The 14,131-nt window shown below is 60.2% G+C and carries 15 protein-coding genes; 11 read left to right on the forward strand and 4 right to left on the reverse strand.

All coding sequences use genetic code 11. The features are described from left to right. Positions 1-234: 234 nt before the first annotated feature. Genes HHJ19_RS10715 through HHJ19_RS10735 form a run of 5 tightly spaced genes read left to right on the forward strand, consistent with a single transcriptional unit; the run spans position 235 to position 3,916 of the window. On the forward strand, positions 235-555 hold the full coding sequence (locus HHJ19_RS10715; protein ID WP_296907048.1) for a DUF1924 domain-containing protein: 321 nt from the start codon (positions 235-237) through the stop codon (positions 553-555). Between the two features lie 46 nt (positions 556-601). Beyond that, positions 602-1,090, forward strand: a complete 489-nt coding sequence (locus HHJ19_RS10720; RefSeq protein ID WP_296907013.1) for a diheme cytochrome c — start codon at positions 602-604, stop codon at positions 1,088-1,090. 7 nt (positions 1,091-1,097) lie between these two features. After that, a complete protein-coding gene (locus HHJ19_RS10725) occupies positions 1,098-1,865 on the forward strand; it encodes a cytochrome b/b6 domain-containing protein (protein WP_296907015.1) in 768 nt (255 codons plus the stop codon). A 33-nt stretch (positions 1,866-1,898) separates the two neighbouring features. Continuing rightward, on the forward strand, positions 1,899-2,570 hold the full coding sequence (locus tag HHJ19_RS10730; protein ID WP_296907017.1) for a winged helix-turn-helix domain-containing protein: 672 nt from the start codon (positions 1,899-1,901) through the stop codon (positions 2,568-2,570). Further along, positions 2,567-3,916, forward strand: coding sequence for an ATP-binding protein (locus HHJ19_RS10735; RefSeq protein WP_296907020.1), 1,350 nt, complete (start codon positions 2,567-2,569; stop codon positions 3,914-3,916). Before HHJ19_RS10730 ends, HHJ19_RS10735 begins: the two co-directional genes overlap by 4 nt. A gap of 90 nt (positions 3,917-4,006) precedes the next feature. Here the strand turns inward: HHJ19_RS10735 and HHJ19_RS10740 are convergent, their stop codons facing one another. After that, positions 4,007-5,218: an MFS transporter gene (locus HHJ19_RS10740; protein WP_296907023.1), complete on the reverse strand. Its 1,212-nt coding sequence runs from the start codon at positions 5,216-5,218 to the stop codon at positions 4,007-4,009. Positions 5,219-5,300: 82 nt separating this feature from the next. Between HHJ19_RS10740 and HHJ19_RS10745 the strand changes: the two genes are divergently transcribed. Beyond that, positions 5,301-6,002 (forward strand): VIT family protein, encoded by a 702-nt coding sequence (locus HHJ19_RS10745; RefSeq protein WP_296907026.1) that lies wholly within the window; start codon positions 5,301-5,303, stop codon positions 6,000-6,002. Between the two features lie 208 nt (positions 6,003-6,210). Here the strand turns inward: HHJ19_RS10745 and HHJ19_RS10750 are convergent, their stop codons facing one another. From HHJ19_RS10750 to HHJ19_RS10760, 3 genes are all read right to left on the reverse strand, one after another. After that, the gene (locus HHJ19_RS10750) at positions 6,211-7,689 is read right to left on the reverse strand and encodes a DUF3482 domain-containing protein (RefSeq protein ID WP_296907029.1); all 1,479 of its coding nucleotides are present in this window, start codon (positions 7,687-7,689) and stop codon (positions 6,211-6,213) included. Beyond that, positions 7,686-9,155 carry a DUF2868 domain-containing protein gene (locus HHJ19_RS10755; protein ID WP_296907031.1) on the reverse strand — a complete coding sequence of 490 codons (1,470 nt, stop codon included), beginning with the start codon at positions 9,153-9,155 and terminating at the stop codon, positions 7,686-7,688. Before HHJ19_RS10755 ends, HHJ19_RS10750 begins: the two co-directional genes overlap by 4 nt. Positions 9,156-9,222: 67 nt before the next feature. After that, on the reverse strand, positions 9,223-10,467 hold the full coding sequence (locus tag HHJ19_RS10760) for a nitronate monooxygenase (protein WP_296907034.1): 1,245 nt from the start codon (positions 10,465-10,467) through the stop codon (positions 9,223-9,225). Positions 10,468-10,946: 479 nt separating this feature from the next. Between HHJ19_RS10760 and HHJ19_RS10765 the strand changes: the two genes are divergently transcribed. The 5 genes from HHJ19_RS10765 to HHJ19_RS10785 form a co-directional block, all read left to right on the forward strand. Further along, positions 10,947-11,495 (forward strand): NAD(P)H-dependent oxidoreductase, encoded by a 549-nt coding sequence (locus HHJ19_RS10765; RefSeq protein WP_296907050.1) that lies wholly within the window; start codon positions 10,947-10,949, stop codon positions 11,493-11,495. Positions 11,496-12,036: 541 nt separating this feature from the next. Continuing rightward, a complete protein-coding gene (locus HHJ19_RS10770; RefSeq protein WP_296907038.1) occupies positions 12,037-12,309 on the forward strand; it encodes a hypothetical protein in 273 nt (90 codons plus the stop codon). A 105-nt stretch (positions 12,310-12,414) separates the two neighbouring features. Further along, complete coding sequence (locus HHJ19_RS10775; protein ID WP_296907041.1) at positions 12,415-13,056, forward strand: peroxiredoxin; 642 nt, start codon at positions 12,415-12,417, stop codon at positions 13,054-13,056. A 72-nt stretch (positions 13,057-13,128) separates the two neighbouring features. Continuing rightward, the gene (locus HHJ19_RS10780; protein ID WP_296907043.1) at positions 13,129-13,719 is read left to right on the forward strand and encodes an alpha/beta hydrolase; all 591 of its coding nucleotides are present in this window, start codon (positions 13,129-13,131) and stop codon (positions 13,717-13,719) included. Continuing rightward, positions 13,716-14,131, forward strand: a 416-nt coding sequence (locus HHJ19_RS10785) for a sulfate ABC transporter substrate-binding protein (protein WP_296907045.1), incomplete at its 3' end; no start/stop codon positions are given. The genes HHJ19_RS10780 and HHJ19_RS10785, both read left to right, overlap by 4 nt.

Raw genomic sequence — 14,131 nt, forward strand, 5'->3', positions numbered from 1 at the left:
CCTTGCGGAGTGGAGGGATGGGTCAATCCTGACGGCTGCCGCTTAAGGCCGTCTGAGGGGATGCGTTGCTTTTTAAGAAAGCGCTAAGAAGCCCGCCGCATCATGAGGACAAGCCTAAAACAAGGAGTCCTCATGAAGCTGTTACCTCTGCATCGATCATCGGTTTTAGCCATTCTGGCCACGGCAGGCCTGGCCTGTGCTGCCATCGCTCCGGTGGCGCATGCCGCGACGCCGATGGAGCAGCTGGCGGGTTACACCGCCCAGGCGGGATCGCCTGCGGTACCAGCGCGTGGCCAGCAATTTTTCAATACCCGACAGGGCCGTGAATGGAGTTGCGGCTCCTGTCATGGCGCTTTGCCCACGCAGGCTGGGAAGCATGCGTCAACCGGCAAATCAATCAGCGCGCTGGCGCCGGCTTTCAATCCTGAGCGTTTCACCGATTCGGCCAAAACTGAAAAGTGGTTTCGCCGCAACTGCAAAGATGTTGCGGGCCGCGAATGCACGGCAGCCGAAAAAGCCGATGTGCTGAGCTGGCTGATGACGCTCAAGCGCTGACCCCACCTTATTTCAGCACTTCTTTCACTCGCAAGGATAAACAGGCATGTCACTTCAATTTCACCCCTTTCCCTTTGTTACCCAGGTCCTGTTCGTTTTGTTCGCCGCCTTTGGCATCACGCAAGCGGCGATGGCCGATGGCGACAGGCGCATGGTGCCGTTGTTGCCCAAATACCAGCAGGAATGCGCGGCCTGCCATCTGGCTTATCCGCCCGGCATGCTGCCTGCTGCTTCGTGGAAGCGGGTCATGGCAACCCTGCCAAAGCATTACGGAACCGACGCATCGCTGGACGCGGCCACGGTGAAGGAGCTTTCCACGTGGCTGGCCGCCAATGCCGGGACTTACAAACGCGTCAGCGAAGAGCCGCCGCAAGACCGCATCACCACCTCGGCCTGGTTTGAGCGCAAGCACCGCGAAGTTGCTCCCCAGGTCTGGAAACGGGTCGCCGTCGGCAGCCGCGCCAACTGTGCGGCCTGCCACACCCGTGCCGACAAGGGCGACTTCAACGAAGACAACATCCGTATCCCCAAGTGAGAAAGCCATGACTGCCAATACCTTTCCTTCTTCAGAATCCGCCGCCGCACCGGCTGGACTACAAACCCGGGCGCCCCTTCCCGCAAGTCGCCGCGTGGTGGATGCGACCACGCGCATGCTGCATTGGCTGATGGCGCTGAGTTTTGCCGGTGCCTACCTGACCGCCGACGGCGAGCGCTGGCGGATGGTGCATGTGACGCTGGGCTACACCCTGGCTGGGCTGCTGCTGTGCCGCGTGTTGTGGGGCCTGTTCGGGCCGCGCCATGCCCGGCTCTCGGTCCTGATGCGCAAATTGAAGGGTTTGCCGGCCTGGCTGAAGTCGCTGCCTGCGGTGAAGTCACCCGGCACGCTGCAGCCTGCCTGGCGGCAGGGCCAGAATTTCCTCATGGCGCTGGCCGTGCTGCTCATCCTGTGCGTGGTCTTGCCGCTGACGCTCAGCGGTTATGCAGTCTGGGATGAATGGGGCGGCGAATGGCTGGAAAACGTGCATGAATTTTTTGGCAACGCCATGCTCGCGGTGGTGCTGGTCCACATCGGCTTGATTGCCATGTTGAGCCTGCTGCGGCGCAAGAACCAGGCCTTGCCCATGCTGACCGGCCGCGTTGCCGGCCCCGGCCCCGATCTGGCAAAGCGCAACCACGGCATCCTGGCTGCGGTAGTGCTGGCCTGCGTGATGGGTTTCTGGGGCTGGCAGTGGACCGCAGCGCCTCAGGGCGATGCCGCTTTGCAGGGTACGGTGCGGATTGATAATCAGCGCAACAATGACAGCGACTAAGACATAGACTGCTACATAGACTGAGAGGCCCCCATGCGCATCCTGCTTGCTGAAGACGACTCTTTATTGGGCGACGGACTGCGGGCGGGGCTGCGTCAGCTGGGCTTTCAGGTGGACTGGGTGCGCGATGGCGAGGCCGCAGAGCGCGAACTGCGCGCACAGCCTTATGCGGCGGCCGTGCTCGACCTCGGTTTGCCGCGCAAGGATGGCTTGGACGTGCTGGCCGCCGTTCGCGGTGCGGGAATCCTGACGCCGGTGCTGGTGCTGACCGCGCGTGACGCCGTGCCTGACCGCATCCGCGGGCTGGATGTGGGCGCCGATGATTATGTGGTCAAGCCGGTGGACCTGCACGAGCTGGCCGCACGGCTGCGCGCGCTGGTCCGCCGGGCGCATGGGCAGCCGCAGGAATGCCTGTGCGCGCAGGATGTCGTTCTGGACCCTGCCTCTCGCTCGGTGCGCCAGGCGGGCGAGCTGGTCATGCTGTCCACCCGGGAATTTGACCTGCTGCAGACCTTCATGCTAGGCGCTGGGCGCGTGTTGTCACGCGAGCAGCTGGAGCAGCAACTCTACAGCTGGGGCCAGGAGGTGGAAAGCAATGCCGTCGAGGTGCATATCCACAATCTGCGGCGCAAGCTGGGACCGGCGCTGATTCACACCGTGCGCGGTGTCGGCTACATGCTGCAGCGTGACGTGCCTAAATCATGATCCGGTCGCCGCGCTCGCTGCAGGGCCGCTTGCTGCTTCTCGTGCTCTCGGTGGTCGTTGTGGTCTGGCTGGCCACGGCGGTGATGACATGGTTCGATGCGCGCCACGAACTTGACGAGCTGCTCGACGGCCATCTGGCGCAGGCCGCCGCGCTGCTGGTGGCCCAACAGGTGCCAGCCATCGATGACGAGGACAACCGCAATATTGATGCGCCCGCGCTGCACCGCTATGGCCCCAAGGTGGCGTTCCAGGTTTTTCACGAGGGGCAGCTGGCACTGCGCTCGTCCAACGCACCGATCGAGCCGATGATCGAGGCCTTTAATACCGGCTTTAAAACCGTGCAGCGGGAAGGAACGACATGGCGCGTTTTTGCCACTTACGGAGCCGAACGCGATGTGCAGGTGTATGTCAGCGAGCAGATGAAATCCCGGGACTCGATTCTGTGGGCCGTGCTGCGCAGCACGCTGTGGCCGATGGCCGTGGCGCTGCCGCTGCTGGCGCTGGCGATCTGGTGGGCTGTCTACCGTGGTGTCGCCCCCCATGCGTCGGCTGGGCGCGTGCTGGCTAAGCGCGAGCCGCAGGCGCTGCAAGCACTGGGGCTTGATGGAGCACCGTCCGAGATGCTGCCCATGGTTACGGCGCTCAATGAATTGTTTGCCAGAATCAGCGTGTTGCTGGAATCCGAACGACGCTTCACGGCGGATGCGGCACACGAGCTGCGTACCCCGATTGCGGCCATCCGGGCGCAGGCACAGGTGGCGCTGGGTGAAGCCGACGAGGCCAAGCGAAGGCACGCGCTCGACAGCACGCTGGAGGGTTGCGACCGGGCCACGCGGCTGGTGGAACAGTTGCTGACCCTGTCCAGGCTGGAAGCTGTTGGCTCACCCCTCATGGCGCCGGTCGGGCTGCGGGCGTTGACCCAGCGTGTCGTGGCCGAAGTTGCGCCCCGGGCGATTGCCAAGAACCAGACGCTCGAGTTCGAGGGTACCGAGCCCAGCAGTCTGCCGGGCAACGAAACGCTGCTGGCCGTGCTGGTGCGCAATCTGGTCGACAACGCGGTGCGATATAGCCCGCCCGGGGCGCGCGTCAAGGTGGCCGTGAGTCAGCAGGCCGGACATGTTATCTTGAGCGTGGAAGACAGCGGGCCGGGACTGGAGGACGCCGACCGCGAACGGCTGGGCGAGCGTTTTTTCAGGCTGCCCGGCAGCCTTGAAAGTGGCAGTGGACTGGGCTGGTCCATCGTGCAGCGCATTGCCGCCGTGCATGGGCTGGTGCTGCAGGCCCGGCGGTCTTCGGAACTGGGTGGGCTTGCCGTTTGCGTTATTTCCGGAGATTTAGCGCTCTAGTCCAATTAATACCGTTGTATGCAGCTATTATTTTAATAGCAAATTTGGTTGTTAAAGTAAAACAACAGCCTTGACGGCATCAAGGCCAACTCAATGTCTTGCAGGCTGAAGCAGGATAAAGCAGGCCATGGCGGCCAATGAGAGCAGCGCCGCCAGACCGAAGGCCAGGTTTGGCGAGACAGTCCACAATGCGCCGGCGATCAGCGAGGCTGGAAGGTAGAGTACGCCGGTGACGAAGTTGTAAACACCTATCGCTGTCGCGCGCCTTTCGGGCTCGATATCCGCGATGAAAGCCCTGCTCTGCGAATCGTCGATGGCGTAGAAAAAGCCGTAAAAGAAGAACACCACCACCAGTTCCCATTGGCTGGTGGCAAATATGAGGCCGAGGTTGACGAGACCATACACCGCGTAGCCCAGCAAAATGATGCGGCTCCGGCCAATCCTGTCGCCAAGCAAGCCTGCCAGTGGCGCCACAATCACGCAGCTCGTATTAAAAAGGGCGTAGAGCAACACGATGTCGGTCACGCCAAAGCCAAGGTCGTGCGCCTTCAGTAGCAAAAATCCCAGGCTGAAGTAGGCCAGTGAAAAGACACCCGCCGGGATCAGGAAGCGCTTGAAACCAGTGCTGATCGCCCGCCAGTTCTGGGCCACGCTTTCACGCTCATGGCGAACGCCGGGTTGCTCCTTGATGAGCGCCAGCATGGCGACGCCCAGTAGTGCTGGTATGAAAGCGACCCAAAACAGCGTGCGGTAGGTGCCGGCCGACTCGCCCAGCCACCTCAGCAAGCCGTAGGCGACGAGCGGGCCCAGCACCGCGCCGGACTTGTCCAGCGCCTTGTGAACGCCGAAGGAGTAGCCACGCGATTTTTCCCCTGCAACGCCGGACAGCCAGGCGTCGCGCGGCGGTCCGCGAAAACCTTTGCCGAGGCGTTCGATCACGCGAAAAAGGCTCAGACCGAGGATGGAATTGCTCATCAGCAGGATGATTTTGGCGAGTGTCGAGAAACCGTAGCCCGCGATGGCAAACGACTTGCGCTGGCCGCTGCGATCCGACAGCCAGCCCGCCAGGTAGTTCAATGAAGACGCCGAGAAGTCGGCGAGTCCCTCAATCAGCCCCAGCAGGGATGCCGATGCCCCGGCGATGGTGGTGAAGAAGATGGCGAACACCGAAAAAATCATCTCGGAGCTCAGGTCAGTCAGGAAGCTGACCAAACCGAGCTTGAGAATATCCGGGTGAAGTCTGGCTTGCTTTGCGGCAGCCGGCGCGGGCGCCGGTGATTCAACGCTGGCGGAATCAGTCATGGATATGCTTCAATCAGTCACTCGACTGGAATTGTAGCGGTGCGCCTGCGACCGCTGCATTCAAAACTGGAGCTTGCTGCTTATGAAATCGCCACGCCGCCACATTGAACGTCACCGCACGGATCGTATTGGCTGGTTGCGTGCCGCCGTACTGGGGGCGAATGACGGCATCGTTTCTACCGCGAGCCTGGTTGTCGGCGTTGCCGCCGCCGGTTCCAGCCAGCAAGGCATTCTGGTGGCCGGTGTTGCCGGGTTGATGGCGGGGGCGATGTCGATGGCCGCTGGCGAATATGTTTCCGTTCATTCGCAGGCCGATACCGAAAATGCGGATCTGGCTCGTGAGCGCAAGGAAATCGAGACCGATCCGGTCGCGGAAAATCGCGAGCTGACCGCCATCTATGTCGCGCGGGGGCTGGCGCCAGATCTTGCCCAGCAGGTGGCCGGGCAATTGATGGCGCATGACGCCCTGGGTGCCCATGCGCGCGACGAGCTCGGCATCTCCGAAACTTTGACTGCCCGGCCGGTGCAGGCCGCTTTGGCTTCGGCTGCGAGCTTCGCCGTCGGCGCGGCACTGCCTCTGGCGGTGACAGCGCTAATATCCGGCAATGGGCTGATTCCCTGGGTATCCGGAACCTCGCTGGTCTTTCTGGCGGTGCTTGGCGCCATGGCAGCGCAAGCCGGCGGCGCGAGCGTTCTGACGGGCGCGTGGCGGGTCACTTTCTGGGGCGCGCTGGCCATGGCCATCACGGCGGGGGTCGGCGCACTGTTTGGCGCGGTTGTCTAATCGCCTTGCTGTTTATCCCGGCCTGTCCTGACGGAGGTTGCGATCGGATGAGATCCTCCCGCACCGCCGGAAAAATAGCCGTGTGGCGATGGAAACCTTTTCATGCACCGGCTTCTCGCTGATAAACGTTCGTGACGCGAAATTTCATAGACCGCTGACTGGTCTTGCGAAAGGCATCCGGCAAGTCTGGCTGGTTGGCTAAAGCCCATCAGGGTTTGAAACTGGAGCCGGACAATGAATGTGGATAGAGCTGGCTCAGGATGCTTGAAGTAATGGCCAGCAGGATGGTTTGTGCGGATTCAACCGCTTTGTCAGCATCGGACTGGGTACGCAGCGTTTGCCACAAGCGACTTACCGCTTTTTCATTGGTGGCAACGGCGCGCTCCACTTCGATTTGCCAGAATGCCGGCGCTTCGCCTTCTGCGAAATTGCCCCGACCGCGCCCGAAATGAGCAACCGTCAGATAACGTAGAACACTGGTGACGAGCAAGGTGCGCAAAAACTCGTCGGTGAACTGCACAAACGGATGATTTCTGTTCATCGTCGAATTGAATCCCCAGGCGGCGCCGGAAAAGGTCAGGGCGCCCACCACACCGCCCAGCAGCGCGCCGCTGCCCAGGGTCAGGCCACCCGCCAACAGATCAGCCGACAAGCCCGTCGCTGCGCCCGAAAGCACTGCGCCAAGCAGGCCCGCCTGAGCACGGTCCATGGGGGTACGAATGACAAAATTCTCGCGCACCCGGGTGTTGATTCTGGCCGCTTCTCCGGGGTCCAGCCGGTGCAGCGCCAGCAACTGGCGGGTGGTCGTTGCGATGCCCAGATTCAGCCGCTCAACCAGCCCACTCATGGCCTGGTCCTGGCGCTGCTGCGTTGCCGATCTGCGCAGGCCCGCGGCCTGCAGGGCTGCGTTGAACAGCGACTTGTTATCTGACTTGACCGGCTGACTGTCTTGCGCCGCGGCCACCACTTGCAGTGCTGTCAGGCGCATCGCTTCATGATAACGCGCCTCATTGTTCGCTTCCCACGCGGCCAGCAGGCGTGCGTAGCCCGCTGCTTTTGGCGCCGCGATCAGCTTGCCAACGGCTTCATAAAATACGCGTTCATGCACCCAGCACCGGGCAAAAGCGTCGAGCGCCAGTACATCCCGGACAACGGGGTAATCCGCCAGATGGTGGCTCCAGCGCGACAGCTCTGCATGCTCAAGAGCTGCCGGACGCGGCAGACCCGTCTGGTTGAGCAGAACCACCACCGGCTTGGCCAGCCATTGCAGTATTTTCATCTCGGCTGCCAGATAGCCGGCGTCACCGGGGTTCTCGGCTGAATTGACAAGGTAAAGCACCACATCGGCGGCGTCCCTGGCGGTTCGAAGCGCCTGCTGGCTGAGCCAGAAGGGGCGGTCTCGGTAGCGGTCCAGCACCTCGCGCAAGAACCAGCCAATCGGGTTGCCGGACATGCCGAGACGTTTGAGCAAGCGTACGGAATCGCCAAAACCGGGCGTATCCCACAACCGCAGGGAGTCGCCTAGAGCCGTTGTCAGCAGCGCATGTGACTCGGACAACAGGGTGACGTGGGCGGCATCGCGCACTTCCCCGACATTGGCACCAAGCAGTGTTCTGGCCAGCGTGGTCTTGCCGTTGTTGGTGTGGGAAATCAGTGCAAACTGGACCTCGACCGGGGTGGGGTTCATGCCGTCGCCGATAAAGTCAGCCCGTGCTCCAGCGGCTGGGCGTCGGGCTTGAGCAGGTTGACGAAGCTTGCGGGCGCCTTGTGAAAACTGCAAAACTGCTGCCACAGTGCCATGCGCTCGGTCATGCGCGCCGCGCCGCCAGCGTGCGTGCCAACACGTTCAAGGTAGCCTGATTCATCAACCAGAACGGCAATGCCGCGCGCCGATTCATGCACAAGAAAATCCAGCAATGCGCCATGATTTTCTTTTTCGGGCGTCGCTGCAAGATTGAAAAGAACCGCCGTCAGCGTGGCGTCGCCATCGTTCGGACTGAAATACCGCAGCGCGTCCGCCGGCTCTTCGCCATAGGCGATGGTCGCGCGAAACATCAGCCGCGCCTGCTCCCCGAGAAGCAAGGTTGCCAGCCTGTTCAGGCCCTTGTCGCGTTCTTCGTCCAACGCGAAACTGTAAGGCAACACGCGCAGGGTGCCGGGAACGCCGCCCAATGCCTTTACCAGTTTGCGAAAGTAAGGCTGTTGCAAATCCAGAGGAAAATTTCTTGTCCATTTTTTGGTCCGCAAATGGGCGATTGTTGCGAGCAGGGCGCGCGGCAGCACGACCAGCAGGAGCATGGTAGCGCCATACAGATGCACCCAGCGTGCACCCCCGGTCGGCGACGTCGCCTGGCCAAATCGGAGCGCCTCAATGTCAGCAATGGAAAAGCCCTGAAGATGAAAAACCAGCACGGCCGGCCTGAACAGCCCTGATAAAAGTGCGTGCACCTGGCTGGCGTCGAGGAAAGTGCTTTCCCATCCCGCCGAATACTGCGCAACATAGCCCCGCGCGTACAGTGAAAGCACCGCACCTCCGGCAAACAGGGCAGCGCCGGCATGCACCGTTCGCGCCAGTCTGGCCGAGGTCAGCTTGCCGCTCAGTCGTGTCCATTCAGCCAGAAAAGCGACGAGCCCGGTTGCCAGTGCCTGAGGCAGCTTGCTCGGCAGGCGCGTCCGGCCCAAGCTGTGCAGGCGGGTCAAACCGGTGTCAAACCGCCTCGATCTGGTGGAGGGTAGCCAGCGCCAGACCAGCATCCCGGTGTAGACCAGCAAATTCCAGCCGATGATCAGCAGCAGTGGCGCCGACAGCAGATCGACGCGGTGCGGGTCGGTGATTCTGTCCATCAGCATGCCTGCCAGCAGGGCCGCGACGGGCAGCGCGGTCAAGAGCAGGTTCAGGCCCGCCGGCCATTTGAGGACCAGCGCAAAGGAGGGGAATCGTTCAGCGATCCGTTTAAGAATTTGTCCGGCGCGCTGTTGCAGAAAGTCGTCTGCCGTGACTTCGGAACAGCTGTGGGAGGCCTGCCAATGAGCCAGCTCTTTCGCGCTGCGGCTGGCATCCATGCGATCGTATTCGCTCAGGATATCCAGCTTGCGATCAGCGGTTTCAATGGCATGCACCAAGACCACATCCCTGGCCGCCTGCTCATTCATTCTTTTCCTCGGTTGCGCGGCGTGGGCGGAAGAGTGGACAGGCTAGTCGCCAATCTGCGCAGCGGGCTTAATCGGGCAGTAACACATGGTTTTCAGTGCTGAGCAGGTAGTCGCGGAAAATATGCTCGGCACTCATGGTCTGGTAGCTGCCGTCGGGCAGGCGCCGGGTAGTGTCTTTCAGGCGGTATGTGGTGCTGCCGCAGGTCCAGCAGTTGTAATTGCGCATGTGGGTACACAGACAGGTCTTGTCCATCACCGAAATGTTTTTGCCGTCCGGGTGGAGCAGGATTTGCTGGTTGTAGGCCGTGATGTAGGCGCAGTTGCCGTTGCCATCGAGCAGGTAGCCATAGGCTTCGCAGTTGGGCCGGATGCCCGAACCGATGGCCGGCGTACTTTTCAGCATTCGCATCGGATAGCCGGTGGGAGAAATCGTGTTGATCACGATGTCTTCTTCGCTGGCCCTGAAATACTCCTGCTTGACCTTTGCCGGGAGGCCGCATTCATTGGCAACCGTAAAGCGCGTTGCCACCTGCACGGCAGCCGCGCCATTTTCGAGGAAAGAAACGGCGTCAGTGCCGGTAAAAATACCGCCAGCGGCAATCAGGGGAATGTCGAGCTGCTCGGCCTTGAGGTAGCCGGCAATTTCGGTCATGATGGTGGCCAGATCGTATTGCGCCCAATCCATGCCAAAGCCCAGGTGTCCGCCAGCCAGCGGGCCTTCAACAATCACATAATCCGGCAGCCGGTCAAGCCGGGCATTTTTACGCAAAAAGATTTGCAGGGCGCGCACCGAGGAAACGATGATCCCCAGTTTTGCATCGCGAAACCGCGGATGGTCTGCCATGAGGCCGAAAGAGCCCAGGTGCAGGCCGGCGCTCAGGGTAATGCCGTCAATCCCTGCATCAAGTGCGGAGTTCAGCCGCACCTGCAGGGTGTCGCGAGGGGAATTCATGGTCAGCTTTTCCATGCAGTTGATAAACACCATGCCAGCGCCGCCTTTGGCCTGCATGGTTTTCCCCACATGGAGCTTGGTCGCTTCAGCAAGGCGACCCAAATCGAACTGCACGACGCTCTTGTCCGAGTTGTCAATGTTGTGCTTATAGAGTTTGGTTTTTTCCTTGACAAAATCAGTGTCAAAACGCCGGTCCGAGACATCCTGAACCATGGCGTCTGAAATATGGCCGATACCGCCCATCCGTGCGACCTCCAGTGCCAGTTCGGCAGTGGAAATATCAACGCCCATTCCGCCAACGATGATGGGCACCAGTTCGTGGCGGCCCAATTGCAGGCGGAAATCATCAACTCGTTTCATCAGTATCCTTGTTAAGGGTGATTTGAAGCTATATCGACACCCTTGTGCGTCCTTGACGGTATCAGGTTCTGGATGAAGGAAACTGCGGTCAGTGCCGTGAATGATATGCCTCGGCAATTGCCCGAATATGCGATGAAGCCGGTAATAGAGCGCTGCCCAAAAGCACTCTTATTGAGATTGCCCCGCAGTTGCAGCGCAACTTTTCGCAAGTTTTGGCCCCGTTCAGCTCTTACCATTTCACGCAATTTTCCGCCTAAATAGCGAATTTCCGATGGTAGCGCATTGCCATGTCAGCCGGTTTGCAGCAGGGGTTGTCAACCTACTCGATGACAGGGCAATACGCCGAAAGCCGCTGCAAGGATTCGCGGCCGAAAGTCAAAAAGAGCAGGGTTTGGCCAGACTTTGCATAATGAGCTGTCCCTACCGATATTTTCATCAAACTGCCGGTCAGCTTCATGACCGGTTTACTGGAACGTTTCATGGCCCAATTCAACATCGTCGTCGTCGTCGGCAGTCTCCGCAAGGATTCCTTTAATGCCAAGCTGGCCAAGGCGCTTGAAAAGCTGTTTCCAGCAGAGTTCAGCTTTACCCATGCACGCATCGATGACTTGCCCTTGTACAACCAGGATGACGACGCGCAGCAATCAGCTCAGGTAAAACGCCTCAAGGGTGAGATCATGGCGGCACAGGGTGTGCTGTTTGTCACGCCCGAATACAACCGCTCCGTGCCGGGCGTGCTACAAAATGCCATCGACAACGCTTCCCGCCCCTACGGTAAAAGCGCCTGGGATGGCAAGCCTGCCGGTGTCATTGGAGTCTCGGTCGGTCCGATTGGCACGGCTATGGCGCAGCAGCATCTGCGCAACACGCTGGCTTACCTGAACATGCCCACCCTGGGCCAGCCAGAAGCTTTTATTCAAAACAAGGAAGGCCTTTATGACGCTGCCGGTCATATTGGCGAAACCAGCCTGAAGTTTTTGCAGGGCTGGGTTGACCAGTACGTGGCCTGGGTCAAGAAACACGCTTGAGGCGCTGCCGTAAAGAAAAAGAAAAGACCCGCAATCAGTGGGTTTTTTTTGGGGCGCAGGCAAGGAAGGCCTGGGGATTGGGCTGTAGGCCTGCGCGTAATCAGGCAGCAGCCCTAAAGATCGAGCCGCGCGGCACGCAGCGCATCCGTTGCCCGGCGACGCTGGCGCAAAGTTCGCTGGGCTACCTGTTTCTCGTTATGCGGCGTTGTTCCCCTCGTTAGGGTTGGACATGCGCGTGACCAACCGGGGGGTGGATCTGGTGGAGGAGGGCATAGACATCGCACTGAGGGTGCGCCGGGGCTGGACGACAGCGGCAGTTTGGTGGTCAGGCAGGCGAGCGCCACGACCGGGCATTGGCTGGCAAGTCCTTAACAGTTACGCCGCCAGGGCATAGCGTCCACTCCTGAAAATCTGGTCGGACCGGACACGGTGAACCATTTGCACGCCGACTGGCGAAGCGCCTAAGTGCTGGTGAGGCCGAAGGGGCGGCCGCTTTTTGCCGGGAAGTCTGAGCCTGGCCGAACTGCAAGCCGAGTTGCTGATGCCCGTCATGACCGTCTGCGCTCCCAAGCTGGCCCTGACGCAGGCTGTTTTCACCTCGAGTCGAGGCCAAGTGCCCGCCGAGCGCAACTTTCTCGATTTTTTGGGCCAGTACATGCAGGTCGAGCGGGTGCGGGACACTGGTCGCACCCCGCTTGTTGACGACACCTGTTTTTATAAAGAATCAGCAGCAGGTCGAATGAATACGGTTATTGTTTGCTATCGGAATAATAGTATTATAAAAATTTTTCAGTGTTGCCGGTGGTTGGCCTGATAAGTTTATATTCAAATAATTGCATTAATTAAGAGCAATATATTCTTTTGAGTTTTAAGCTTTGCTCCGCACAATGCGTTAATTCCAATCACTCAGGAGCGCAGCATGACAACTCTCAGACTTGGCGATACGGCACCCGACTTCACCCAGGATTCCACCGAAGGCAAGATTTCCTTCTACCAGTGGGCCGGTGACTCCTGGGTCGTGTTGTTCTCGCACCCTGCTGATTTCACGCCGGTGTGCACCACCGAGTTGGGCAAGACTGCAGCACTGAGCAGCGAGTTTGCCAAACGCAACGTCAAGCCCATCGCCATCAGTATCGACCCGCTGGACTCGCACGGAAAATGGGTCAAGGACATCAACGAAACGCAAAACACCACAGTCAACTTTCCCATTCTGGCTGACGCCGACAAGACGGTGGCCAATCTCTACGACATGATTCACCCCAATGCTTCGACCACCGCTACGGTGCGCAGCGTCTTCATCATCGATCCGAAAAAAGTCATCCGCACCACTTTTGCCTACCCGGCCAGCACCGGCCGCAACTTTGACGAAATCCTGCGCGTGATTGATTCGCTGCAACTGACCGACAGCCACAAGGTGGCTACGCCGGTGAACTGGAAAGACGGCGACGACGTGGTGATTGTGCCCAGCATCCAGGATCCGGCCGAACTGGCCCAGCGCTTTCCCAAAGGTTTCAAGGCCGTCAAACCTTACCTGCGGATCACACCCCAACCCAACAAATAATATGGCCCCCACGCTTGCCACCGCGTGTGCTGCGCGGATCGCCTTGTCGGCTCACCGCTGAGGAAGACTCAGGTGCGTTTCATCATTGTTCCCGGCTGGCGCGATTCCGGCCCCGGTCACTGGCAAAGCCTGTGGGCCGGGCGCCTGCCAGGCGTTGTGCGGGTGCAGCAGGATGACTGGCTGAATCCGGATCGTAAGACCTGGGTGGCTACGCTCGCCCGCACCATCTTGTTGCAGGACGAGCCGGTCGTAGTGGTGGCGCACAGCCTGGGCTGCATTGCCACAGCGCATTTGCCGCCCGACGTGGCAGCGCGTATTCGGGGTGCCTTGCTGGTCGCACCAGCCGACCCGGAACGCAGGGCCGTTCTGAGCGACTTTGCGCCGGTGCCATTCCAGAAACTGCCTTACCGCAACGTGCTGGTGGCGAGCAGCAATGATCCCTTTTGCCCGGTGCGACTGGCCGGCGCATACGCCCGCGCATGGGGTAGTGAGTTTGTGCGTCTGCAGCAGGCAGGCCACATCAACATCGAGTCAGGTCATGGCGAATGGCCACTGGGCCTGGCTTTGCTGCAGTCGCTGGCGGGCGATGATGCACCATCGACTTCTCGCTCCGGGTTTTCTTCTTCCCCCTTTTCATCTTTTGCACCCTTGGTAACCGCATGACCTCAAAATTTAAAATCGCTTTTGTCGCTTTGGCGCTCGCCGCCAGCGGTATCGCTTCCGCTCAAACGCTACTCAATGGCTCCTACGACGTGGCGCGCGAGTTCTACAAGGACTACAACGCGGCTTTCATCGCGCACTACAAAAAAACCACCGGCAAGGACATCAAGATTGACCAGTCCCACGCCGGCTCCAGCGCCGTGGCGCGTTCGGTGGCCGACGGCCTGGATGCGGACGTGGTGACCATGAATACTTCCACCGACGTGGAGTTTCTGGCTAACGCGGGCGTGGTCGCCAAAGACTGGGCCAAGCGATTTCCCGACAATGCCTCGCCCACCACCTCCACCATGCTGTTTCTGGTGCGCAACGGCAACCCCAAGGGCATCAAGGACTGGGACGACCTGACCAAGCCAGG

Origin of the sequence: Polaromonas sp., assembly GCF_012927415.1 — a bacterium.
GTDB lineage: Bacteria > Pseudomonadota > Gammaproteobacteria > Burkholderiales > Burkholderiaceae_C > Polaromonas.

What these genes read in the sequence shown, in the direction of transcription:
- HHJ19_RS10715 (WP_296907048.1), top strand. Translation starts at nt 235, where the DNA reads ATGGAGCAGCTGGCGGGTTACACCGCCCAGGCGGGATCGCCTGCGGTA.
- HHJ19_RS10720 (WP_296907013.1), top strand. Translation starts at nt 602, where the DNA reads ATGTCACTTCAATTTCACCCCTTTCCCTTTGTTACCCAGGTCCTGTTC.
- HHJ19_RS10725 (WP_296907015.1), top strand. Translation starts at nt 1,098, where the DNA reads ATGACTGCCAATACCTTTCCTTCTTCAGAATCCGCCGCCGCACCGGCT.
- HHJ19_RS10730 (WP_296907017.1), top strand. Translation starts at nt 1,899, where the DNA reads ATGCGCATCCTGCTTGCTGAAGACGACTCTTTATTGGGCGACGGACTG.
- HHJ19_RS10735 (WP_296907020.1), top strand. Translation starts at nt 2,567, where the DNA reads ATGATCCGGTCGCCGCGCTCGCTGCAGGGCCGCTTGCTGCTTCTCGTG.
- HHJ19_RS10740 (WP_296907023.1), bottom strand. Translation starts at nt 5,218, where the DNA reads ATGACTGATTCCGCCAGCGTTGAATCACCGGCGCCCGCGCCGGCTGCC.
- HHJ19_RS10745 (WP_296907026.1), top strand. Translation starts at nt 5,301, where the DNA reads ATGAAATCGCCACGCCGCCACATTGAACGTCACCGCACGGATCGTATT.
- HHJ19_RS10750 (WP_296907029.1), bottom strand. Translation starts at nt 7,689, where the DNA reads ATGAACCCCACCCCGGTCGAGGTCCAGTTTGCACTGATTTCCCACACC.
- HHJ19_RS10755 (WP_296907031.1), bottom strand. Translation starts at nt 9,155, where the DNA reads ATGAATGAGCAGGCGGCCAGGGATGTGGTCTTGGTGCATGCCATTGAA.
- HHJ19_RS10760 (WP_296907034.1), bottom strand. Translation starts at nt 10,467, where the DNA reads ATGAAACGAGTTGATGATTTCCGCCTGCAATTGGGCCGCCACGAACTG.
- HHJ19_RS10765 (WP_296907050.1), top strand. Translation starts at nt 10,947, where the DNA reads ATGGCCCAATTCAACATCGTCGTCGTCGTCGGCAGTCTCCGCAAGGAT.
- HHJ19_RS10770 (WP_296907038.1), top strand. Translation starts at nt 12,037, where the DNA reads ATGCCCGTCATGACCGTCTGCGCTCCCAAGCTGGCCCTGACGCAGGCT.
- HHJ19_RS10775 (WP_296907041.1), top strand. Translation starts at nt 12,415, where the DNA reads ATGACAACTCTCAGACTTGGCGATACGGCACCCGACTTCACCCAGGAT.